The 22,244-nt window shown below is 71.4% G+C and carries 18 protein-coding genes; 8 read left to right on the top strand and 10 right to left on the bottom strand.

Going from position 1 to position 22,244, the window contains the following annotated elements; genetic code table 11:
* Positions 1–6: 6 nt before the first annotated feature.
* Positions 7–999, bottom strand: a complete 993-nt coding sequence (locus tag O2L52_RS17170) for a Gfo/Idh/MocA family protein (protein WP_270116991.1) — start codon at positions 997–999, stop codon at positions 7–9.
* Between the two features lie 180 nt (positions 1,000–1,179).
* Here O2L52_RS17170 and O2L52_RS17175 point away from each other — a divergent pair, with 180 nt between their 5' ends.
* Entirely contained in the window at positions 1,180–1,881 is a 702-nt protein-coding gene (locus tag O2L52_RS17175) for a copper resistance CopC family protein (protein ID WP_270116993.1), read from the top strand.
* A 230-nt stretch (positions 1,882–2,111) separates the two neighbouring features.
* Here the strand turns inward: O2L52_RS17175 and O2L52_RS17180 are convergent, their stop codons facing one another.
* From O2L52_RS17180 to moaC, 4 genes are read right to left on the bottom strand one after another with little or no spacing between them, the layout of a single operon-like run.
* A complete protein-coding gene (locus O2L52_RS17180) occupies positions 2,112–2,525 on the bottom strand; it encodes a molybdenum cofactor biosynthesis protein MoaE (RefSeq protein ID WP_270116994.1) in 414 nt (137 codons plus the stop codon).
* Between the two features lie 4 nt (positions 2,526–2,529).
* The gene (locus tag O2L52_RS17185; protein ID WP_270116995.1) at positions 2,530–3,702 is read right to left on the bottom strand and encodes a molybdopterin molybdotransferase MoeA; all 1,173 of its coding nucleotides are present in this window, start codon (positions 3,700–3,702) and stop codon (positions 2,530–2,532) included.
* Positions 3,702–4,361 (bottom strand): MogA/MoaB family molybdenum cofactor biosynthesis protein, encoded by a 660-nt coding sequence (locus O2L52_RS17190; RefSeq protein ID WP_270116996.1) that lies wholly within the window; start codon positions 4,359–4,361, stop codon positions 3,702–3,704. The genes O2L52_RS17185 and O2L52_RS17190 overlap by 1 nt, the downstream gene beginning before the upstream one ends.
* On the bottom strand, positions 4,349–4,816 hold the full coding sequence (moaC, locus tag O2L52_RS17195) for a cyclic pyranopterin monophosphate synthase MoaC (RefSeq protein ID WP_270116997.1): 468 nt from the start codon (positions 4,814–4,816) through the stop codon (positions 4,349–4,351). The genes O2L52_RS17190 and moaC overlap by 13 nt, the downstream gene beginning before the upstream one ends.
* Before the next feature lie 293 nt (positions 4,817–5,109).
* On the opposite strand from moaC, the gene O2L52_RS17200 reads away from it, so the two are divergent.
* Both O2L52_RS17200 and O2L52_RS17205 read left to right on the top strand, forming a co-directional pair.
* Positions 5,110–5,475, top strand: a complete 366-nt coding sequence (locus O2L52_RS17200) for a hypothetical protein (RefSeq protein WP_270116998.1) — start codon at positions 5,110–5,112, stop codon at positions 5,473–5,475.
* Complete coding sequence (locus O2L52_RS17205; RefSeq protein WP_270117000.1) at positions 5,468–5,872, top strand: hypothetical protein; 405 nt, start codon at positions 5,468–5,470, stop codon at positions 5,870–5,872. The genes O2L52_RS17200 and O2L52_RS17205 overlap by 8 nt, the downstream gene beginning before the upstream one ends.
* Here O2L52_RS17205 and O2L52_RS17210 read toward each other — a convergent pair.
* The gene (locus O2L52_RS17210; RefSeq protein WP_270117001.1) at positions 5,869–6,450 is read right to left on the bottom strand and encodes a TetR/AcrR family transcriptional regulator; all 582 of its coding nucleotides are present in this window, start codon (positions 6,448–6,450) and stop codon (positions 5,869–5,871) included. The genes O2L52_RS17205 and O2L52_RS17210 overlap by 4 nt on opposite strands.
* Positions 6,451–6,527: 77 nt before the next feature.
* Between O2L52_RS17210 and O2L52_RS17215 the strand changes: the two genes are divergently transcribed.
* Positions 6,528–7,538 (top strand): NADP-dependent oxidoreductase, encoded by a 1,011-nt coding sequence (locus O2L52_RS17215; protein ID WP_270117002.1) that lies wholly within the window; start codon positions 6,528–6,530, stop codon positions 7,536–7,538.
* A 144-nt stretch (positions 7,539–7,682) separates the two neighbouring features.
* On the opposite strand, the gene O2L52_RS17220 is transcribed toward O2L52_RS17215, so the two are convergent.
* The 4 genes from O2L52_RS17220 to O2L52_RS17235 form a co-directional block, all read right to left on the bottom strand.
* On the bottom strand, positions 7,683–8,315 hold the full coding sequence (locus O2L52_RS17220; protein WP_270117004.1) for a hypothetical protein: 633 nt from the start codon (positions 8,313–8,315) through the stop codon (positions 7,683–7,685).
* A gap of 9 nt (positions 8,316–8,324) precedes the next feature.
* A complete protein-coding gene (locus tag O2L52_RS17225; protein ID WP_270117006.1) occupies positions 8,325–9,569 on the bottom strand; it encodes a hypothetical protein in 1,245 nt (414 codons plus the stop codon).
* Between the two features lie 91 nt (positions 9,570–9,660).
* Positions 9,661–10,290 carry a hypothetical protein gene (locus O2L52_RS17230; RefSeq protein ID WP_270117008.1) on the bottom strand — a complete coding sequence of 210 codons (630 nt, stop codon included), beginning with the start codon at positions 10,288–10,290 and terminating at the stop codon, positions 9,661–9,663.
* The gene (locus O2L52_RS17235) at positions 10,287–12,710 is read right to left on the bottom strand and encodes an FtsK/SpoIIIE domain-containing protein (RefSeq protein ID WP_270117009.1); all 2,424 of its coding nucleotides are present in this window, start codon (positions 12,708–12,710) and stop codon (positions 10,287–10,289) included. Before O2L52_RS17235 ends, O2L52_RS17230 begins: the two co-directional genes overlap by 4 nt.
* A gap of 554 nt (positions 12,711–13,264) precedes the next feature.
* On the opposite strand from O2L52_RS17235, the gene O2L52_RS17240 reads away from it, so the two are divergent.
* From O2L52_RS17240 to O2L52_RS17255, 4 genes are all read left to right on the top strand, one after another.
* Positions 13,265–13,915, top strand: a complete 651-nt coding sequence (locus tag O2L52_RS17240; protein ID WP_270117010.1) for a hypothetical protein — start codon at positions 13,265–13,267, stop codon at positions 13,913–13,915.
* Positions 13,916–14,140: 225 nt separating this feature from the next.
* A complete protein-coding gene (locus O2L52_RS17245) occupies positions 14,141–16,237 on the top strand; it encodes an SPFH domain-containing protein (protein WP_270117013.1) in 2,097 nt (698 codons plus the stop codon).
* A gap of 261 nt (positions 16,238–16,498) precedes the next feature.
* On the top strand, positions 16,499–21,421 hold the full coding sequence (locus tag O2L52_RS17250; RefSeq protein WP_270117014.1) for a DNA repair ATPase: 4,923 nt from the start codon (positions 16,499–16,501) through the stop codon (positions 21,419–21,421).
* 115 nt (positions 21,422–21,536) lie between these two features.
* Positions 21,537–22,223 carry a hypothetical protein gene (locus tag O2L52_RS17255; protein ID WP_270117016.1) on the top strand — a complete coding sequence of 229 codons (687 nt, stop codon included), beginning with the start codon at positions 21,537–21,539 and terminating at the stop codon, positions 22,221–22,223.
* The last annotated feature ends 21 nt before the right edge of the window (positions 22,224–22,244 follow it).

The raw sequence follows: 22,244 nt of genomic DNA on the forward strand, positions 1-22,244 counted from the left end.
CCTGAGTTACCTCGGGTGGGTCTCGCCGGGGTAGCGCAGCCCGATCTGGGCGCGCGCCTCGTCCATGATCTCCATGACCTCGATGGTGCTCTGGGGCGGCACGAGCGTCGACTCGAGTCGCCCCTGGCGCAGCGCCCGGTGCACCTCCAGCGCCTCGTGGACGTAGCCGTGGCCGACGTACGGCGCCTCGAACTCGCGGGGCGACTCCTCGTACCGGACCAGCGTGTAGCCGCTCGGGCGGTAAGCGTAGTCGCGCAGTTCGATGCGGCCCAAGGTGCCGCTGATGGTGACCTCGCTGGCCGGCCCGCCCCGGTAGGAGCAGGAGAGCTGCGCGATCGCGTTCGGGTACTTGAGGGTCAGCGCGGTCTGCGCGTCCACCCCGGTGGTGTCCATGACGCTGTGGGCCTGGACCGAGTCGGGTTTGCCGAGGACCAAGTGCGCCAAGGTGATCGGGTAGACCCCGAGGTCGAGGAGGGCGCCCCCGGCGAGCTCGAGGTTGCGGAGCCGGTGGCTCGGCGGGATGTCTCCGGCGAAGGAGAAGTTGCCGTTCACGGACACGACCTCGCCGATCATGCCCTCCTTGATGGCGCGGCGCATCTCGCGGATCGCAGGGTTGCAGCGGGTCCACATGGCCTCCATGAGGAACCGCTGGTGCTCGCGGGCGACGTCGAACATCGTGCGGGCCTGCGAGGCGTTGTAGGCGAAGGCCTTCTCGCACAGGACGTGCTTGCCGGCTTCGAGGAGCTGGAGGGTGGGCAGGTAGTGATGGGAATGCGGGGTCGCGACGTAGACGATGTCTACTTCGTCGTCCGCCGCAAGGGCCTGGACGGACTCCCAGGCCTGGGGGATGTCGTGCTTCTTGGCGAACGCGGCGGCGCGCTCCGCCGATCGAGAGGCCACAGCAGTGACGCGGCAATCGTCGAGGAGGGCAAGATCTTCCACAAAGGTCGATGCGATTCCACCGGTCGCCAGGATTCCCCATCGGATCGGTTCAACCATGGACGTAAGCACACCACAACTTCTCGCGATCGTCAACACGAGGGTCAGCGGTACTATCTGCGCCAACCGGGCCATATTCGCCGACGTTGCTCACCGTCCGTCACGCCACTCCTGTGACCTGGTGATTGATGTGACCTTTCCCGCAACGGGGAACCGAACGCTCCGTGGCACTATGGCGAAATGGATCGAACTCCCACACTTCGCTCGAAAGCCCGGCGCGCCGCCGCGCTCGCGCTGGCCGCCGCGAGCGGCGCGCTCCTGACGCTCGGCCTCGCCTCCCCGGCCGCGGCGCACGCCGCGCTCACGGGCACCGACCCCGAGGACGGCGCCACCGTCGCCGAAGCGCCCGCCGAAGTCTCGGCCACGTTCTCCGAGATCCTCGACCAGGCCTCGACCGAGATCGCGGTGACCGACCCGGCCGGCACGGTCGTCGACGTGGCCGACCCGGCCTACGACGGGGACACGTTCATCCAGCCGATGCTCTACACCACCCCCGGCGAGTACACGCTGGCGTTCCGGGTGATCTCCGAGGACGGGCACCGGGTGGACGACGCGATCACGTTCACCGTCGAGTCGATCCCCGAAGGCCTGTACGCGCCCGGCGCGGAACCGACCGCCGAAGCCACGACCGGCGCCGAAGTGACCGCGGACCCCACGACGCAGGAACCGACTGCAGGCGAGACCGACGAGGCGACCGGCGCCGCCGAAGAGGACTCGAACACGGGCGCGGCGCTGGCCGCGATCCTGCTCGGCCTCCTGGTGGTCGTGGTCGGCGGCGTGGTGCTCGTGAAGACCGTGGGCCGCAAGCAGCAGGACGACGACGGCGGCGAAGCCAAGGGCGGCGACGAGAGCAAGGGCGCCGGCGGCGAGGGTTCGGCCTGACGCGGCGAACGTGAGCGGAGGGTCCCGGCAAATCGGACATCGATGGGCCCCCGGTATAAACCCTGCACCACGGGTACGACATTTTGCGAAACGGCCGCGGGGCCCAGCCCCGCGGCCGTTGTCGTTGAGAGAGTCCGTCGGTGTCGGTGTACGGGTCGATCCCGGCGGGCGGCAAGCGCGGGGTCGGGCTCGCCGGGCATCGCTGCGAGCCCGACATGCACCGCTCGGCGCTAAGGGCAGTTGACCCATTCGTCGGTGCCGTCGTCGAAGAACTGGTGCTTCCAGATGGGGAGGCGGGCCTTCACTTCGTCGACGAGGTCGGCGCAGGCGTCGAAGGCCTCCTTGCGGTGCTCGGCGGCGACGGCCGCGACGAGGGCCGGGTCGCCGATCGCGAGGTCGCCGATCCGGTGGGAGACGACGACGCCCCGCACGCCGGGCCGGGCCGCGATCTCCTCGGCGATCGTGCGCAGCAGCTCGCCCGAGGACGGATGCCCCTCGTAGGACAGCCGGAGTACGCCCCGGCCGTGGTCGTGGTTGCGGACGACGCCCGAGAACGACACGACCGCCCCGGCCTCGGCCGCGGCGACCGCGGCCTCGTGCTCGGCGACGTCGAGCGGTGCATCGAGCACGTGTGCGCGGATCATGGGTTCACGCTCCAGGGACGGTGGCGAGTTCGACTGTGGCGCCTTCGGCCCCAGCGCTGTCGGGGCCGATCACGGCGAACCCGGCGGCGTTCGCCAGGCCCCGCAGCATCGCGGAGCCGTGGTGGCCGAGGCGGTGCCCGGCCCGGTCGACCAGGGCCAGGTGGGTGAAGCCGCCGCGGCCCGGGACGTCTTCGGCGAGGGTCACGGAGCCGAGTTCCGGCAGCGGCAGGCCGCGTAGGCCCGCGAGCAGCGGCGCGACGAGCGAGACGACCGCGATCACCGCGGACTGCGGATTGCCCGGCAGCCCCGCGATGAACTTCCCGTCCTCGGTGCGCGCCAGCAGCATCGGGAAGCCCGGCCGCACCGCGACGGTGTTGATGACGTACTCCGCGCCGATCTCGGCGAGCGCGGCGTGGAGGTGGTCGACCGGGCCGACCATGGTGCCGCCGGTGGTGCACACCAGGTCCGCGTCGGCGAGCGCTTCGCGCAGCGCCGCGACGTGCGCTTCGAGGGTGTCCTCGACCGGTCCGATGCTCGGCCCGGCCGCCGCGCCGGCGGCCGTCAGCATGTGGGGGACCATGGGCCCCAAGGAGTCCCGCACCCGGCCGTCGCGGGAGACGCCGGAGGTCAGCAGCTCGTCGCCGAAGACGACGACGCGGACCGCGGGCCTGGCGTGCGCGGGCAGTGTCGCGTGCCCGGCGGCGGCCGCGAGGCCGATCACGGGCGCGCTGATCGGGGTGCCGGCCGCGAGCAGCTCCTCGCCCTGCGCGGCCTCCTCGCCGGCCTCGCGCCATTCGCGCGCGGCGGGCCCGTTGACCAGGCCGTCCTCAAGTTCGGTGTGCTCCAGGCGAATGATGCCCTCGGTCCCCTCGGGGACCTGCGCGCCGGTCGCGATCTTGACCGCCTGCCCGGGTTTGAGCGCCTCCGGCACCTGGCCGGCCAGTACGGCCCCGCCGAACTGCGCCGGTTCGACGCGCCACGGGCCCTCACCGGCGACGGCCCACCCGTCGACCGCCGAGGTCGGGAACGCGGGCAGGTCGGAGACGGCCACGAGCGGCGCGGCCAGCGCCGAGCCGACCGCCTCGCCGAACGGCAGCTCGACCGCGGGCGTCCTGGCCGCATAGCCTGCGGCCCAAGCGGTTTCGCGGGCCACGGCCCAGGGGAGCGGGGTGGTCATCAGGGTTGCCTCCGGTGTGCGTCAGTGTCGTCGCCGGGCGCGTGCGTTGTCTCGGTGCCGCCGGATCCCATTGCCGCGCTTGGGATCTCGCCGAGCGGCTGCGTCGCACCGGTGCCGTGCACCTGCGCTACGCTCGCCACCTCGCTGAACTCCGGCGCCGCTTCGGCGTCATCGCTGCGGGCGTGGTCGCCGCCGTGCAGCTGGGACACCGCGTGCTCGATGAGCTCGGCGGTGAGGACCGCCAGCCCGTCCTTCGCGGCGCCCGTGGACCCGGCGAGGTTCACGATCAGGGTCTTCCCCGCGACGCCGGCGATGCCGCGCGAGAGCGCCGCGTGCGGCGTCTTCGCGCGCCCGGCGGCGCGGATGGCCTCGGCGATGCCGGGGACCTCGTAGTCGACGACGCGGCTGGTCATGTCCGGCGTCAGGTCCAAGGGGGTCAGCCCCGTCCCGCCGGAGGTGACGACCAGGCTGAAGCCGTCGTCCACCGCGTCGCGCAGGGCCTGCTCGACCTCGTCGCCGTCGTGCACGACGACCGGCCCGGCCACGTCGAAACCGGCGGCGGCGAACCCCTGGATCAGGATCGGCCCGGACGTGTCCTCGTAAACCCCGTCGGCGGCGCGGTTCGACGCGACGACGACGAGCGTGCTTATCGGTGCCATGTGCCGGTCTTCCCTCCGAGTTTCTCCTCCACGCGGATGTCGGCGATGACGGCGGCGGGGTCCACGGCCTTCACCATGTCCACCAACGTCAACGCCGCCACGGAGACGGCCGTGAGGGCCTCCATCTCGACGCCGGTGCGGTCGGCGGTCTTCACGCGCGCCGCGATCTCGACGCCCTCGTCGGTCACCGTCAGGTCGAGCTTCACGCCGCTGATCGCGATCGGGTGGCACAGCGGCACCAGGTCGGGCGTGCGCTTCGCGGCCATGATGCCCGCGATCCGCGCCGTCGCCAGCGCGTCGCCCTTCGCCAGCGAGTTCTCGCGCAGCGCCGCGACCACCTCGGGGGTGGTCAGGAGCCGCCCGGTCGCGAGCGCCGAACGGTGCGAGACGTCCTTCTCTGAGACGTCGACCATCCGGGCGGCCCCGGTGGAGTCGACGTGCGTGAGATCAGCCATGCCGCGAAGTCTAGTCGCGCGGTGGGACGCCGCCGAGTTTCCGAGCCGCACGCTTCGCCGCGCGAAGCCCCGGCGCGGGCCCGCGCACCGCTCAGGCGTCACGGGAGGGGCTGCCGGGGCCGGGCCGAGGCATGCGGCGGCCACTTCGCGGTGCGGCCTCTCGCCGCACGAGCCCCCGACGCAGGCCCGCGCACCGCCCGGGCGTCTCGCGGGGCGAGCGGGGCGGGCCGGGCGCGGCCACTTCGCGGTGCGGCCTCGGATTCGCCGCCGGAGGCCTGTATTAGCGTCGAGGCGTGATCGAATGGCTCTACCTCGCCGTCCAGGCCGCCGCGCTGGCGATGAGCGCCTGGTTCTTCGTGGACACCGCCCGCTCCCAGCTCGTCGGCCGCCGCCACCTCATCGGCGTCGCGGCACTGGAGGTCCTGCTCCTGGTGCAGCTCGCGGTGTCGATCGCGATCGTGCCGGGCGAGGCCGGCGACGGGAAGGCCCTCTTCTTCTCCTACCTGGTGACGACGATTCTGGTTCCCGTGGCGGCGTGCTTCTGGGGCTCGATCGACCGGAGCCGGTGGGGGATAGGGACCGTGGCGGCGTCGGGCGTGATCGTGGCGGCGCTCATGCTGCGCGTCCACCAGATCTGGGAGCTGCAGGTCCATGTCTGAGGCCGAGGCGGCGCCGCGCGCGCTCGCGGCCGGGTTCGGCCGCCTCATCGTGCTGGTCTACGTGGTGTTCGCCGTCTCGGCGGGCGTGCGGGCCGTGTTCCAGGTGGTCGTGAAGTTCGACGAGGCGCCGGTGAGCTTCACGCTGAGCGCGATCGCCGCGCTCATCTACCTGGTGGCCGCGATCGCGATCATCCGCGGCGCGGGCGCCCTCGCGATGCTCGCGGTGGGCGTGGAGATGGCCGGGGTGCTCGCGGTGGGCGCGCTGAGCTTCGCGGTGCCGCACTGGTTCCCGGAGCCCTCGGTGTGGTCGCACTTCGGATCCGGGTACGGCTACGTGCCGCTGGTCCTGCCCGCGGTGGGCCTGGTGTACCTCTTCAAGCGCCGCAAGGACGCCTAAGCCCGGTCGATGAGGTCGAGGGCCGTGTCGATGCTGCTGAGGGCGCTGGCGTTGTCGACGCGGGTGAGCGCGTAGGCGGCCACGACGAGGGCCGTGCAGGTCTCGGTGAGCCGCTCGACCTGGTCGGCGGGAACGTCGGCGAGGTGGCGGCGGAGGCCGTTGCCGATGGCCTCGCGCAGTTCCGCGCGGTAGGCCGCGACGGTGTCGCGCACGGTGGCGTCGTCGGCGATCGGCGCTCCGGCGGTGTTGATGAGCAGGCACCCGTTCGCGGAGGTGAAGGAGCCGGCTTGTTCGAGCCCGGTGCGCAGGCCGTGCAGGTAGTCGAGGATCGCGTTGGGGGCCGGGAGCTCGGCTTTGAGCGGCTCCAGCCGGGGGCGGACGATCTCGTCGAGGTATGAGGCGACGGCGGCGTCGAAGAGGCCGCGTTTGCTGCCGAAGGCGTTGTAGATGCTCGATCGGCGCAGTCCGGTGGCGGCTTCGAGCGCCGGGACGGAGGCGGCCTCGTAGCCGTGCTTCCAGAACACCCCGCGGGCGGCCCGGACCACTTCACCGGTGTCGAAGGTTTGCGTGCGCCCCATGACCGACCTCTCTTTGCGTAATGATCGTTCCAGTATATATTAGTAGAACGATCATTACAAAAACGAGGGGAACCGTCATGTCAGCAGCCGTCAGCACCCAGATCCAGCTCGTACGCCGCCCGAAGGGCTGGCCCGAGCCCGAGGACTTCCGCATCGCGGAGGTCGCCTACGGCGAGCTCGCGCCCGGCCAGGTGCGGGTCGCGAACTCGTTCCTCTCGGTCGACCCCTACATGCGCGGGCGCATGAACGACGCCAAGAGCTACATCCCGCCGTTCGTCCTGGGTGAGACCATGACCGGCGGTGCGGTCGGCCGCGTCGTGGAGTCCGCCGCCGAGGCGCTCCCGGTCGGTTCGGTCGTCCTCCACCAGTACGGGTGGCGCGACCTCGTCCAGGAGGACGCCGCCGGGTTCACCGTCGTGCCCGAGATCCCGGGCGTCCCGCTCTCGCTGCGCCTGGGCATCCTCGGCATGACCGGGATGACCGGCTACGTCGGCCTCACCGCGATCGCCGACCTGCAGCCGGGCGACACCGTCTTCGTCTCCGGCGCGGCCGGCGCCGTCGGCACCGCGACCGGCCAGATCGCGAAGCTCCTCGGCGCGGGCCGCGTCATCGGCTCCGCCGGCAGCCCCGAGAAGGTCCGCCTCCTCACCGAGAAGTACGGCTACGACGCCGCGTTCAACTACAAGGACGCGCCCGTCCGTCAGCAGCTCAAGGCCCTCGCGCCCGAGGGCGTGGACGTCTTCTTCGACAACGTGGGCGGCGACCACCTCGAGGCCGCGCTCGACGTCATGAACCGCGACGGCCGCATCGCCGCCTGTGGCGCGATCTCCCTCTACAACAGCACCGAGCGCGCGCCCGGCCCGGACAACCTCGCCAAGGTCATCCAGCAGAGCCTCACCATCAAGGGCTTCACCCTCGGCGGCTACACGCACCTGCGCGAAGAGTTCGGCACCCGCATGGCCGAATGGTTCGGCCAGGGCAAGATCGCCTACGACGAGACCATCGTGGACGGTGTGGAGCACGCGGTCGACGCGTTCCTCGACATGATGCGCGGCAAGAACACCGGGAAGATGATCGTCCGGGTCTGATCCAGCGGGCGCTCCAAGGTGAACCGGGTGCCCCGGCATTTGCCGGCACCTTAGGGCGAACCGGGTGTCACGGCGTCTGCCGACACCCGGGTCGAACCGGGTGTCACGGCGTCAACGTCCGTATCGCACCGCGTCGCCCGGCGTTCAGCGCTCGCAGGCCTCGGCGGCCGCCGCGAGGAACCGCAGCGCCGCCGCCGCATCGTTCGCGCCGCGGGTCCGCAGGCGGCCGCGATGCCAGCCGACGGCCCAGTTCTCCCGCACCGTCCACGACCGGTCGAGCGGCCGCTCCCCGGCCGCGATCAGCCGATCGAGGACCATGTCGGCGAGCGCCGGGTCGGCGGCGAGCACCGTCCGGTCCGAGTCCTGCGGCACGGGGAGCGGCATGCGGTTGGGGTCGGGCCAGAACCACTGCCCGCTCACGGCCGCGTCCTTCGGTGCAGTGACCAGCAGGTCCGGCACCGCCCGGGCCAGCCGCACCGCCGTGAACCGGTACGGGGTGTGGCGGCGCTTGCGCTTGCTCCACACCGGGTTCTCGAACCCGAGCACGTCCCGCCCCTGGTACGAGCCCGCGAACGTGTCGGCCACCGGCTGCACGAACGGCACGCCCAGCATTTCGAGCTCGTCGAACCACCCCGACGCCTCGACGTCCCCCGGGCGGCCCTCCTCCTGGAAGCCGAGGCCGACCGAAGCCGCGAACCCCGCAGCCCGTCGCCGCCGCGCAGCACGCGACGCCTCGCCGAACACGACCTCGACGACGCCTTGGGCGAAGACCTCCATGTGCGGCTCCTAGGCCAGCTCGTTGTACTTCGCCTCGAACTCCGCCGCGGCGACCTCGTCAGAGGAGCAGTATGCCGCCTTGCAGTCCCGCAGGATCTGCCCGTGCCCGTTGAGCGACCCCGAGAGCTGCCCGGTCGACGCGACCGCCTCCTCGCACGAGCCCTGGTACGACGAGGCGAAGAAGAGGCCCGTCAGCCCCCAGGTCATCTCCTCCGAGGCCGCGCCCGAGGCGACCGAGTTGATCGACTCGCCGTTGCCGGAGAGGCCCTCGAGCGCCGACGCGAGGGCGTCCAGCTCGTCCAGGTCCACAGTGAGCCCCACCGGGCTCCCCGCCGAGACTGAAGCGGACTGCCCGCCGGATCCGCCCGACAACTGCTGCATGCCCGTGGTGGCCGCCCCGAGCCCGGCGGTGATGCCGCCCGTGATCAGCCCGCGCATCAGCACGGCCTTCCACAGCGGCTTGCCCGCGGGCAGGAAGAACTTCGACAGCAGCGGCGCGATCTTCGCGAAGATCTTGCCCGCCTTCGCGAACTTGTCGATCGCCCGCGAGATCGCGGACATCGCCTTCACCATGCCGCTGATCAGGAACTCCGCGAACGCCGCGCCGAACGTGAACGAACTGGCCGCCAACGCCACCAGGCCCCGCATGATCAGCCACGACACCAGCTCGGCGAGGATCGACTTGATGACGTCGTAGATCGTCTGCGCGACCACCTCGGCCCAGGCCAGCAGCTGCTTGATGCCGCCCGCCTCGTGCCCCATCGCGCCGATCGCGGCCGACAGTCCGTACAGCTGGTTGTAGGCCGCGTCGGCCGCCGAGCCCTGCCAGTTCGGGATGCCCGACTCGACGGCGGTGCCGACCTCCTCGCCGAGCGCGCCCAGCGCCTCCTGGACCTGGCCCCAGACCTCCTGCTGCTGCTGCATCTGACCCGGGTCGCCCGAGACCATCTCGAGCAGGTCGTTCAACGGCGTCACCAGCTCCAGCAGGATCGTGAGCCCGGCGTTCGCGAGCGCGTAGACGGGGTCCTTGATGAACATGAGCCCGCCCGCCGCGAGCATGCCGAGGTCGGCGGCGATGCCGCCCGCGGCGTCCGCGATGGAGGTGTCGCCGTTGACGGCGTCGTTGATCTCCTGGGCGATCCCGTACACGGGCTTGGCCAGGGGGATGTCGTTCGCGATCCGCTCGCCCGCGCCCGGGCTCTGGACCGGGGCGTACTGGGTGATGTCGGAACCGTGCTCGCTGGAATCGGACATGGTGTCAGCCTTCTGCTCGCGCAACGCAAGGCAAGGGGCGGGAACGGCCCCGCGCGGTGCTGCTGCCGCGACTATAAGCCGCGAATGCCACCTAGCTGAAGAAGCCGAGGCACGCCACGACCAGCGTCGAGCCGCAGACGACCAGGCCGAGGCGGTAATTGCGCTCCAGGCGCTTCTCCTCGTCGCCGATCTTCGGGCGGGCGGCGACGCCGATCGTCAACCAGCCCAAGCCGAACGCTCCGATAGGCGCCCCGATGAGGACCGCCGCGAGCAGGCCGACGCCGAGTGTGTCCTCCGCCCGCAGGTTGCGCAGCACGAGCAGCTGCACCAGGACGCAGACGAGCGCGAACAGCCCGTAGACCAGCCCGTTGCGCTCGTCCGCGCGCCAGCGCGGCAGGAGCGGCGCCCGGTGGGCGAGGTACCTGGCCTCCTCGAGTTCCGCGCCGGCCGTGCGCAGATCGGTCTCGGCGGCGTCCAGGTCGGCCGTCGGGTCGCCGTGCAGGGGCGGGGGGTTCGGTGCGCGGCGCGGGGGCGCGATGCGCGCGGCGCGGGCGAGGTCGTCGACGACGGCGCGCTGGGCGGCGGCCTGCTCGGCGAGGCGGCTGGTGCGCTGGCCTAGGGATTCCGTTGCGGTGGCGGTGCGGGCGGCGGCCTCGTCGGCGGTGCGGCGGGCGTCGTCGAGGCGGCGCAGCTGCGCGATGTAGTCGTCGAAGGCGCTCACTGGCGGGTCCTCTCCATCGGGGTGTTGCCGCCGCTGCGCTGCGGGCCGGGCCCGTGGTCCTCGTTGCGGGAGAACGGGACGACGAGTCTGCCGCCGCCGGTGTCTGCGTGGCGGTCGATGAGCAGGGCCCTGCCCGCGCGGGGGTTCCAGTGCTGGAACTGCTGTCCGAAGTGGCTCATGATCTCGCCGCCGGGGAGGTTGAGGACGAGCGCGCAGGCGACGTCCTCGCGGCCGGCGGAGCCGCCGATGTCGTCGGTGAAGCGGCGGAGGTTCCGCCACCAGCCGAGGAGGTGCACGCCGCGCGCGGGGCCGGTGCGCAGGAGTGCGCGGAGTGCTTGCTGCGCTTTGAGGTCGAGGGCGGCGGCGTCGAGGCCCCAGGCGGCGACGGCGGTGTCGTCGGGGATCTCGGCGAGCGATGCCGCGAACGCCTCGGGTGAAATCCTATAGGATATATCCTGCAGGATCGCGGCGCCGGTGAAGTCGGCGGCCCAGACCGAGGCGCCGTTCCCGGTGAGGCTCGTGACGGCCGCTTCGAGGGCTTCGCCGCCCACCGGGTCGGAGCCGAGCACGGCCAGGTGCCGGCCGGGGCGGCGGTCGAGGTCGACGCCGGCGGCGTCGAGGCGCAGCGAGACTTCGCGGCCGAGCAGGGCGCGTCCCGGTTTCCGTTCGCCCGGAAGGGTCTCGGCGAGGTGGACGGGCCGGTATCCGTAGAACACCCGCGGCGCGCCGACGCCCGAGTGGGCCTCGCCGAGCTGCTCGCGGAGCCGGTGCATGACGTGCGTGTCGGTGTCGGGGAAGCGCGCGACGCGGTCGGCACCGGCGGTGCCGGCCTCGGTGTTCACCACGACCTGGCCGAGCGAGATCCGCGACGCCGCATCGTTGTTCGTCTCCAGCACGGTGCGCGCGCCCGGGAGGGCGATGCGCATCGGGAACTGCCCGAAGATCGAGTCCTTCTTCGCCCACAGCGCCTCGATCCCCGAGACGGTCTGCGAGGCGAGCACGAGGTGCACCCCGTACGACCGGCCCTTGCGCGCCAGGTTCTCCAGCAGCGCAACGGCTTCGGAGGCGACCCGGTCGTTCCCGGCGAGGAGCACCTGGAACTCGTCGGCGACGCACACGATCCGCGGGTACGACTCGTGCTCGCGCAGGCCCGCGAAGGACGCCACCCCGTACCGCTTCATGACCGTGGAGCGGCGCGTCATCTCCTCGTTCAGCGTCTTGAGCACCGCGAGCCCGTACTCGCGGTCGGACTCGACGCCGACGGCGCGCGCGTGCGGGATGAAACTCGGGTCGCGCTCGGTCGGGATGAACTCGGTGAACGAGACGCCTTCCTTGAAGTCAAGCAGGAACAGCGCCAGATCCGAAGGGGCGTAACGGGAGGCGAGCCCGTACAGGACGTCGAGGAGGAACACGGTCTTGCCGCCGCCGGTGCGCCCGCCCACGAGCCAGTGCGGGGTCGCGTCGTCGAACCGCAGCCGCACTTCCCCGGCCGCGTCGCGTCCGATGAGGACTTCGAGGCCCCGTGACGGGTCGCCCGACTCGGGCCGGGCCGGGATGAGGTCGGCGAACGTGAGGGTCGCGGCGGCCTTGGCGCGCTCGGCGAGCCGCAGCGCCTCACCGGCCACGAAGGACGGGTCGAGTGCTTCAGGCCAGTCCACCGGCGCGGCCAGGCCTTCGCCGCGCCCGAACGGCGCCGCGGGCGGATTCGTGATCGTCACGGCCCCGGCCGAAGCGTGCATGACGGCGGCCTGCGGCAGTTCGGGCAGCCCGCAGCCGAGGACGGTGACGCCGTGCGCCAGGCCCGAGCGCGCCAGCGCGTAGAGGCGTTCGACGAGCTGGCGCGGCGCCTCACCGAGCGACGCCACGACGAGCAGCATCCGGTCGGTGCGGCGGCCCGCGATACGTTCGGCCACTTGGGATTCGGCGAGGGCCACGGCGTCGGCCGCGGCGCGCGCGTCCGTGGCGACCGCTTCGATCACGCCCGCGTCGGCGAGCGGGCGCAGCGGCGCGAACGACGCCCCGAGCGTCGCGGTGTCGATCCCGACCACCCGCAGCCCGCCCGGTTCGCGGGTGCCGACGGCGTGGAGGATCGCGGTCCGCACGAGGTTCGCGACGCCCTCGACGCGGGCGTCCACCGAGGTCGCGAGGTGCCCGCGGGCGCCGAACGGCACGACGAGCGGCAGCGTCCGTCCTTCATGGAGGATGACGCGTCCGGCGTGGAGCAGTTCGGGGTCGGCGCGCAGCTGCTGCGCGGAGGCGGCGGCCGCGTCGGCGACCTGGCGCTCGGCCGCGAGGAGCCCGGGGTCCACCGGGGTCTGGAAGGCGGCGTCGCCGAGGCGCTGCGCCACCTGGGCGAGGCGGGCGGCGGCGGCGTCGCAGCCTGCGGCCGCGTTCGCCAGTGCGGTCTGGAAACCGGGCACCGGACCTCCTTGCGCGATGTGAGTGACGGCCTGTCCGCCTTGCGAACGGACGAGCTGTTCGACCGGTCACACCATATCGCGGAGAGGCGCCCCGGCCCTGCCCAGTGCCGGGGCCCGGACGCGGGCCCGGGGCCCGCGGCGTTTCCTGAAGTCGCCTTCAGGCGTCTTCAGCGTGGCTTCAGCTTCGCCCCGCCATCATTGCCACCAAGCGCGAATCCCAACGGAACGAGCGAGAAGGAAGGGAGGGGAGGCCTCAGGGAAGACGACGACCGTCATCGACCGTCATCCGCACACGAGCGACAGGGAGCGGGGGGTGGGGGGAGGGGGAGGGGCCCCGGTACTTCCCGGAGTGCCGCCGCGATCCCGTCCGCATCGCCGGTCGGCGGGCCGACCGTCCGCTTTGCGCAACCTTCCCCGGAGGGGGCGCGTGCATTACCCTAGAAGCAGGCCCGATCTCGCTGACCCGGAGAGACCGGCCGAACGCCTACAGCGCCGCAAGCGCCCGCATCCGCTGCCCGCGGGCCCTCGGCTTCGCCAAGAAGGACCCGTGCCCCATGAGTGAGTTCCTGGATATAGCCCTATCCTTCCCACCGGTCGTCTTCTCCTTCGGCCTCGTCGTCGTCGTCCTCTACTGGATCACGGTGATCATCGGCGCGCTCGACGTCGACATCGTGGACGTGGGCGACGCCGAACTCGACGCCGGCGGCTTCTGGTCGGCCTTCGGGTTCGGCGCGGTCCCGTTCACCGTCGTCCTCTCGCTGTGGATCATCCTGGGCTGGATCGTGACCGTGCTCGGCACCACCTGGGTGCGCAGTGCGGACATGTTCATCCCGCCCGCCCTCACCGGCACCGCCGTGCTCGTCGCCGGCATCGGCGTCGGCATGCTCGGCGCCAAGCTCCTCACCAAGCCCCTCGGCCGGCTCTTCGAGGACGCGCCCGCCACCGCGCACGCCGACCTCGTCGGCCGGGTCTGCGTGGTGCGCACCGGCACCGTCACCCTCGACTCCGGCCAGGCCGAGATCACCGACGACGAGGGCAGCCTCCTGCTCATCAACGTGCGCCGCTCCCCGCACGAGCCCGAAGGACTCGACGAGGAGCTGTTCGCGCGCCACTCCAAGGTCGTGGTCTTCGACTACGACGAGGTCGAGAAGGTCTTCCTGGTCGTACCGGTGGCGTTCCCGCCGGGCCTCGTCATGGAGTCCTGAGCACCGCCGCACCGTGAGTTCACTCCCACCTCACAGTGGACCGCCACGTATTGCCACCGAGTGCCCGGTTTGCGCTCCCCCGATTCGTGCCCGCACCACCCTCGCGTACCCACAACCTGGCGCGCCTTGGTTAGGGTGTGGTCACGCCCGCCGCGGCGGCGCTGGCTCGCGCGTCGCCCCGCCTGAAAGTCCCCGTTCCCCCGAAGTCTCGTTAGGAACCATCGCATGGACACCTCCAACTCGACGGCGCTGATCGGCCTCGTGGTCGGCGCGCTCGTCTTCATCGGCGTGATACTCATGGTCGTCCGGCTGTACCGGAAGGTCGCGCCCGGCCAAGCCCTCGTCGTGACGAAGCTGCGCACCCGCAAGGTCTCCTTCACCTCCGCGCTGGTGCTGCCGATCATCCACCGCGCCGAGTACATGGACATCTCGGTCAAGACCATCGAGATCAACCGCGCGGGCAAGGACGGCCTGATCTGCCAGGACAACATCCGCGCCGACATCTCCATCACGTTCTTCGTGCGCGTCAACGCCACGGTCGAGGACGTCCTCAACGTCGCCGGCGCGATCGGCACCAAGCGCGCCTCCGACCAGGACACGCTGCAGGAGCTGTTCAACGCCAAGTTCGCCGAGGCGCTCAAGACCGTCGGCAAGCAGCTCGACTTCACCGACCTGTACACCAACCGCGACGAGTTCCGCGACCGCATCCTCAACGTCATCGGCACCGACCTCAACGGGTACTCCCTCGAGGACGCGGCCATCGACTACCTCGAGCAGACCCCGATGGACCAGCTCGACCCCAAGAACATCCTCGACGCGCAGGGCATCCGCAAGATCACCCAGCTCACCGCGATCGAAGCGGTCACCACGAACGAGCACCGCCGCACCGAGGAGAAGGAGATCAAGCGCCAGGACGTCGAGGCCCGCGAGGCCGTGCTCGAACTCGAGCGCCGCCAGACCGAGGCCGAGATCCGCCAGCAGCGCGAGATCGAGACCCTGCGCGCCCGCGAGTCCGCCGAGGTCCAGAAGGTCCAGGCCGAGGAGCGCCTCAAGAGCGAGACCGCACGCATCAAGACCGAAGAGGCCACGGGCATCCAGCACGAGAACCGCCTCCGCGAGATCGCCGTCGCCGAGAAGAACCGCGAGCGCGTCATCGCCGTCGAGACCGAGCGCATCGAGAAGGACCGCATCCTCGAGGTCGTCGGCCGCGAGCGCGAGGAAGAGCTCGCCCGCATCGCCGCCCAGAAGGAGCTCGAGGCGCAGAAGCGCGACATCGCCGACGTCATCCGCGAGCGCATCGCCGTCGAGAAGACCGTCGCCGAGCAGGAAGAGGGCATCAAGCGACTGCGCGCGGTCGAAGAGGCCGAGCGCGAGCGCCAGCGCGTGATCATCCTCGCCGAGGCCGAGGCCCAGGAGAGCCTGGTCAAGGACATCAAGGCCGCCGAGGCCGGCGAAGCCGCCTCGAAGCACCTTGCGCGCCAGCGCCTCACCGAGGCCGAAGCGGCCCAGCAGGCCGCCGAGCTCGAGGCCCGCGCCAAGATCCGCCAGGCCGAAGGGGACCAGGCCATCGCGGCCGCCCCGGGTCTGGCCGCCGTCCAGGTCCGCGAGGCCGAGGCGGACGCGATCGAGAAGGGCGGGCTCGCCGAGGCGAAGGCCGCCGAGGCCAAGGGCAAGGCCGAGGCCGAAGCCCAGGCCGCCATCGGCAAGGCCGAGGCGACCGCGACCTCCGCGAAGGGCCTGGCCGAGGCCGAGGCCCAGGCCGCGAAGGGCACCGCCGAGGCGAACGCCCTGCGCGAGCGGCTCCTCGCCGAGTCCGTGGGCCTCACCGAGAAGGCCGTGGCGATGGACGCGCTCTCCGACGCCAGCCGCGGGCACGAGGAGTACCGCCTGCGCCTGGAGATGGAGAAGGAGCTGCGGGGCATGGAGATCGAAGCCCGCCGCTCGATCGCCGAGCAGCAGGCCGGGGTCATCTCCGCCGGGCTCAGCAACGCCGACATCTCGCTGGTCGGCGGCGACACCCAGTTCTTCGACCGGGTCGTCGGCGCGATCGGCTACGGCAAGGCCGTCGACGGCTTCGTCGCCCACTCCGAAGTGGCGCAGTCGGTTGCGGCCACCTGGAGCAACGGCTCCACGTCGTTCGCCGAGGACCTCAAGGGCGTCCTGTCGGGGGTCGGCAGCGAGGACGTCAAGAACCTGACGGTCTCCGCCGCGCTCGTCAAGCTCATGCAGGGCGGCGGCGACCACGACGTGCTCTCGGGCCTCCTCGGCAAGGCCAAGGAGCTCGGCGTCGCCGAGAAGCCTGCGCTAGAGATCGCCAAGTAACAGTCGACAGGGCGCGGGCCGTGAGGCCCGCGCCCGCGACTGAGCGGCCCGGGCCGGCAGGCCCGCGCCGCTGACCAGCCGAAACGGCCGATGTCGGACCCGTGTGGGACAGTCGTCCCATTTCTTCGGTTGGTCGGAGGTGGATGCGGGTGGGAAGGGGCACGCCCTATGGCCCGGCCCGCTCGCGGGCCGCAGGCCCGCCCCGCGACCCGCCTCCAGCCGCAAGAGCCTAGGCCCGCAACCGAACATCCAGAGGAACCCATGGCCGAAGAGACCGCTACCGGAACCGCTGCTGAAGGCGCCGTCGCCAGTGCCGCCCTCGACGCCGGCACGTACGAGGTCCTCTCGTCCCGCCTCGCCGACTTCGCCGACGAGCTCGCCGGGCGCGCCGAGGCGCTCAACACCGCCCGCACCGACGCCTTCGGCTCCACCGGGCTCACCCTCCTCGGCACCACGCGCATCCGCACCGCGAACAACTGCGTGCCCCGCGACATCGCCCGCGTCGGGAACCGCCTCCTCTTCGGTTACAACGTCCACATGGGACTCAAGTCCCACTCTGAGGTCGGCGACGTCTTCGCGCTCCACGACTTCAAGCGCGAGGGCAACGAATTTGCGTTCACCGAGGTCACCGAGCCCGGGCACCTCCTCGACCAGCCGAAGTTCACCGCCGACTTCACCGAGATGTACCGGTACTACCGGTCCACCGAGCTGCTCCAGGTGCGCGAGGTCGACGGCCGCCTCCTCGCCGTCTTCAAGATCGGCGAGAACCTCGCCGACCAGCGCGTCCTGCGCTGGCAGCTCGCCCCCGGCAAGGAACCGGCCTATATGGACGCCCGCGGCGACGCGGACGCCGTCTGGCCCGACCCCTACGACTTCGAGTGGACCCCCACCGGCCGCGAGCACCATGTCACCGGCCGCCACCCGCACGTCTCCATCGACGACGAGATCTTCGTGGAGTGCATCAACGGCGACCTCACCGTCAAGATCGAGGACAACACCGACTCCGGCGAAGGCGTCTACACCGAGCCCGTCGCCGAGCCCCTGCAGTCCCTCGCCGACGCGGACATCGCGTACGCCCGCATCGGCCCCCTCATCCTGCTGAAGATCCTCCCGTACAAGGAGACCGTCACCCGGTACCTGATCTTCAACTCCCGCACCGGGACCATCGTCCGCGCGGACGCCATCGGCCAGGCCTGCCGCCGCCTCCCCGAGGACCACGGCCTCATCTTCCCCGGCGGCTACTACCTCAACGAGGGCAAGCTCAAGACCTTCGACCACGACGTAGCGGACCTCCGCTTCAAGCGCGTGATCCGCTCGCCCAACGGCGAAGACGTCCTCTTCGTCTTCTACCACGAGGCCGAGGGCCGCTCGCTCCTCTTGCCGTACAACGTCATCCGCAAGGAAGTGGCCGCGCCGATGAGCGTCCACGGCTACGCGGTCTTCGACGACGGCACCCTCGCGGCCTTCCGCTTCACCGGCGAGGAGGCCACGCGCGTCCACCCGATGCAGATCTGGTCGACCCCCTTCGTCTCCGAAGCCCACGCCGCCGCAACGGAAACCGGGGACACCCCGGTGCACCGCATCGGCAACGCCGAGGCCGTGCGCGCCGTCTCCGACGCGCTCTCCGTGGCCCGCATGGTCCGCGAGATGGAGCCCGCCCAAGCGGTCTTCGAAGCGCTCATCGCCGCCGCCACCCGCTGCCTCGACGACTACCCGTGGCTCGGCGACGACGGCCTCCACGACCTCGACGAGAGCCTCGCCAAGGTCCGCGACACCGCCGAGGCCGTGCTCGACGAGTACGCCACCGTGGCCGAGCTGACCGCCGAAGCGAAGCAGGCCCTCGAACTCGCCCAGGCCGACACGGTGAAGCTCCTGCGCCGCGCCCGCGGCGAGGCCCCCAAGTCCGCCGAGCAGTGGGTCGCGCTCCTCGCCGAGCTGCGCGGCGCCGGCGGCCACCTCGTGACCCTCCGCGAGACCCGCTACATCGACCTCGCCGGGCTCGACGCGCTCGCCGCCGAGGTCACCGAGACCCTCGACTCCACCGGCCGGCGCGCCGTCGCGTTCCTGGAGCGGGAGGACGCGTTCACCGCGTACTTCGAGCAGGTCGCCGACCTCGAGCACAAGGCCGAGGCGATCAGTTCGGTCGCCGAGTCGGGCCCGCTCCTCAAGGACCTGGACGACCGCCAGCGGGGCCTCGAGACCCTCACCGAAGTCGTTGCGACCCTGGAGATCGGCGACGCCGTGGTGCGCACCGCGATCCTCGGCCGCGTCTCAGAGGTGCTCGCCGCGGTCAACCGCGCCCGCGCCACCCTCGCCGCGCGCCGCCGCGAACTCGCCGTGGGCGAAGGCAAGGCGGAGTTCGCGGCCGAGTTCGCGCTGCTCGGCCAGTCCGTGACGGCCGCGATCGCCGCCGCCGACACGCCCGCCGCGTGCGACGAGCAGCTGGGCCGCCTGCTGCTCACCGTCGAGAACCTCGAGACCCGCTTCGCGGACTTCGACGAGTTCCTGACTCGCCTGGCGGACAAGCGGACCGACGTCTACGAGGCGTTCTCCGGCCGCAAGCAGCACCTCCTGGACGAGGCCGCCCGCCGCGCCGAGCAGCTCGCGCAGTCGGCCGACCGCATCCTGGAGGCCGTGGCCCGCCGCACCGCCACACTGTCCTCACTGGACGAAGTGAACACGTACTTCGCCACGGACCCGATGGTGGAGCGCCTCCGCAAGGTCATCATCGAGCTGCGCGGCCTCGACGACACCGTGCGCGCCGAGGAGATCGAGGGCCGCATCAGCGCCGCCCGCGCCGAGGCCGGGCGGGCGCTCTCAGACCGCCTCGACCTCTTCGACGGCGACGCCGTCAAGTTCGGCGAGCACCGCATCCCCGTCAACACGCAGCCGCTCGACCTCACCCTCGTGCCCTCGGGCGACGCGCTCGCGTTCTCGCTCACCGGCACCGACTACCGGCACGTCGTCACCGACGCGGGCTTCAGCGACACGAAGCCGTACTGGCACCAGTTCCTGCCCTCGGAGAACAACGAGGTCTACCGCGCCGAGCACCTCGCCGCCGCGCTCCTGGCCGAGCACGGCCCCGCGAAGCTCCTCGCCGAGGACCTCCCGGCGTTCACCTCCACCGCTGCGGCGGAACGCTACGACGAGGGGTACGAGCGCGGCGTGCACGACGCCGACGCCGCCGCGATCCTCGCCGAGGCCCTGCGGCTGTACGCCGCGTCGGGGCTCCTGCGCTACCGCTCCGCGGAACGGGCCGCCGCCCAGCTCTACTGGGGCCACGGCATCCCGAAGGAGGAGCGGATCGCGATCCGCACCCAGGCCCGGTCGCTCGCGCGCGCCCGCGCCGTGTTCGGCCGCGCCGACGCCCTCGCCGACCTCGGCGCGGACCTCGGCGAGGCCGTCAACCACTACCTCAACAGCACGCTGGTGCCGCTCGAGGTCGACCCCGACCTCGCGGGGGAGTACCTGGTCGAGGAGCTCGCCGACCCCAGCGGCGGGTTCGCGGTCTCGCAGCGGGCGCGCTCGCTGCTGGCCGCGTTCGAACGCCAGATCGGCCCGGGTGCCAAGGCGGACTTCGAATCCGACCTGCGCGCGCTCGAAGGCGACATGACCTCCAAGTGGGAGCTCGCCGCCGTCTGGCTCGAGTCGTTCCTGCGCCAGGCCGAACCGGACGGCTTCGACGAGGCCGACCTGCCGGAAGCGCTCGCGGTGATCCTCGCCGAGGTCGACACGTACGACGTCACCGCCGAGCTCTCCAGTAGCGTCACTGGCCTGCTCGGCACGCACGCCCGCATCGAGGGCCGCGTGCTCCCGCTGCGCCTGGACGAGTTCCTGGCGCGCACCGGCCGGTTCCGCCGCACCGTGCTGCCCGGCTACCGCGCCTACCAGCGCCGCCGCGGCGAGCTCATCGAGACGCACCGCCGGACGCTGCGCGTCGAGGAGTTCAAGCCCAAGACGATGGCCGGGTTCGTGCGCAACCAGCTCATCGACGACGTGTACCTGCCGCTCATCGGCTCGAACCTCGCCAAGCAGATCGGCGCCGGCTCCGGCGAGAACCGCCGCACCGACCAGTCGGGCATGCTCATGCTCATCTCCCCGCCCGGCTACGGCAAGACCACGCTCATGGAGTACGTGGCCGACCGGCTCGGGATGCTCCTGGTCAAGGTCAACGGGCCCGCGCTCGGGCACGAGACGGTGTCCGTGGACCCTGACGACGCGCCGAACGCGACCGCCCGCGCCGAGGTCCAGAAGATCAACTTCGCGCTCGAATGCGGCAACAACGTGCTGCTCTACCTCGACGACATCCAGCACACCAACCCTGAACTGCTGCAGAAGTTCATCTCGCTGTGCGACGCGCAGCGGAAGATGGAGGGCGTCTGGAACGGGCGCACCCGCACGTACGACCTGCGCGGCAAGCGGTTCGCGGTGTGCATGGCCGGCAACCCGTACACCGAGGCCGGCCAGAAGTTCCGCATCCCGGACATGCTCGCGAACCGCGCTGACGTGTGGAACCTCGGCGACGTCCTCTCCGGCCGCGACCAGGTGTTCGCCCAGTCGTACATCGAGAACGCGCTGACCTCCAACAAGGTCACCGCGCCGCTCGCCGGGCGCGAGCGCTCGGACACGTCGATCCTCATCCGCCTCGCCAACGGCGACCCGACCGCCGCGCCCGAATCGCTGAAGCACCCCTACAGCGCGGGCGAGCTCGACCAGCTCCTGTCGGTGCTGCGCAAGCTCGTGCGCATCCAGAAGACCGTGCTCGGCAACAACCTCGCGTACATCGCGTCCGCTGCGATGGACGACAGCGCCCGCACCGAGCCGCCGTTCCTCCTCCAGGGCTCCTACCGGAACATGAACCGGCTCGCCGAGCGGGTGGTGCCGGTGATGAACGACGACGAGCTCGAAGCGGTGATCGACGACCACTACGCGGGCGAGGCGCAGACGCTCGCGTCCGGCGCGGAGGCGAACCTGCTCAAACTCGCCGACCTCCGCGGCCGGCTCACACCCGAGCGTGCTTCGCGTTGGGAGGCCGTGAAAGAGGCGTTCCGCCGCGACCAGACGCTCGGCGGCTCGAGCGACGATCCAATGTCGAGAGCGGTCGGCGCCATCACCTTGCTCTCCGACCGCGTCAAGGGCATCGAAACGGCCTTGCAGCAAAGGAGCGGCACCGAACGGGAATAAGTCCTCTCCGCTGGCCCGGACCTCCCCTGCCACCCGGTACGCTCTTGAGCAAAAGCTTGGCGCGTAGCCCGTAGTGCCCCTGCAGCCGCTAACCATCGAATAAGGGAGGTCCCCCGTGCCGACGAAGACGGGAGATAAGGTCCGGATCATCGTCCTGGGCACCGGCCCCGACGCCGAAACTGCCCGCCTCATCGCCGAGTCCGACGCCGATGTCGCCCTCGCCAAACAGTTCACCAAGACCGTGACCCACCTGGTCATCGACGACACCGTGAAGGCCACCGAGGCCCGCCTGAAGAAGGCCGAGGAGGCCGGCGTGCCGGTCCTCTCCTTCGCCGAGTTCAAGGCGCTGCTGGTCGCCGGCGCGGAGGACGAGGTCGAAGAGGCAGCGGTCGAGGAGGTCGTGGAGGCGGAACTCGAAGAGGCCCCCGCCGAGACCCCCGTGGCCGTGGACACCGAGCCCGAACCCGAGCCCGAGCCCGACATCGTGGACGAGCCCGGTCCCGTGGTGGTGGAGCCCGAGACCGAGCCCGTCGAGGAGCCCGAGCCGGTCGCCGACCCCGACCCGGCGATCGCCGACGAGCCCGGACCCGCCGCCGAAGCGGAGACCGCTGCGGAGAAGGACGACGTGGTGGAGCCGGTCGCCGAGGCGATCGACGAGCCGGAGGAAGTCCCGGCCGACCCCGAGAAGTCGGTCCCGTCCCAGGCGGACGCCCCCGCCATCGAGACCGACGCGAAGGGCTCCAAACCGTCCTTCATCGACAAGATCAAGTCGATCTTCGGCAAGAGCACCGTCAAGAAGTAGCTCCAGCGCGACGACGAGGGC

The organism is Glycomyces algeriensis (genome assembly GCF_027622855.1).
Lineage (GTDB): Bacteria > Actinomycetota > Actinomycetes > Mycobacteriales > Micromonosporaceae > Glycomyces > Glycomyces algeriensis.

Bases quoted from the DNA above. Each gene is read 5' to 3' on its own strand.
- O2L52_RS17215 (WP_270117002.1), top strand. From the start codon at position 6,528: ATGTCAGCAGCCGTCAGCACCCAGATCCAGCTCGTACGCCGCCCGAAG.
- O2L52_RS17210 (WP_270117001.1), bottom strand. From the start codon at position 6,450: ATGGGGCGCACGCAAACCTTCGACACCGGTGAAGTGGTCCGGGCCGCC.
- O2L52_RS17240 (WP_270117010.1), top strand. From the start codon at position 13,265: ATGAGTGAGTTCCTGGATATAGCCCTATCCTTCCCACCGGTCGTCTTC.
- O2L52_RS17175 (WP_270116993.1), top strand. From the start codon at position 1,180: ATGGATCGAACTCCCACACTTCGCTCGAAAGCCCGGCGCGCCGCCGCG.
- O2L52_RS17245 (WP_270117013.1), top strand. From the start codon at position 14,141: ATGGACACCTCCAACTCGACGGCGCTGATCGGCCTCGTGGTCGGCGCG.
- O2L52_RS17180 (WP_270116994.1), bottom strand. From the start codon at position 2,525: ATGATCCGCGCACACGTGCTCGATGCACCGCTCGACGTCGCCGAGCAC.
- moaC (WP_270116997.1), bottom strand. From the start codon at position 4,816: ATGGCTGATCTCACGCACGTCGACTCCACCGGGGCCGCCCGGATGGTC.
- O2L52_RS17250 (WP_270117014.1), top strand. From the start codon at position 16,499: ATGGCCGAAGAGACCGCTACCGGAACCGCTGCTGAAGGCGCCGTCGCC.
- O2L52_RS17220 (WP_270117004.1), bottom strand. From the start codon at position 8,315: ATGGAGGTCTTCGCCCAAGGCGTCGTCGAGGTCGTGTTCGGCGAGGCG.
- O2L52_RS17225 (WP_270117006.1), bottom strand. From the start codon at position 9,569: ATGTCCGATTCCAGCGAGCACGGTTCCGACATCACCCAGTACGCCCCG.
- O2L52_RS17185 (WP_270116995.1), bottom strand. From the start codon at position 3,702: ATGACCACCCCGCTCCCCTGGGCCGTGGCCCGCGAAACCGCTTGGGCC.
- O2L52_RS17205 (WP_270117000.1), top strand. From the start codon at position 5,468: ATGTCTGAGGCCGAGGCGGCGCCGCGCGCGCTCGCGGCCGGGTTCGGC.
- O2L52_RS17170 (WP_270116991.1), bottom strand. From the start codon at position 999: ATGGTTGAACCGATCCGATGGGGAATCCTGGCGACCGGTGGAATCGCA.
- O2L52_RS17190 (WP_270116996.1), bottom strand. From the start codon at position 4,361: ATGGCACCGATAAGCACGCTCGTCGTCGTCGCGTCGAACCGCGCCGCC.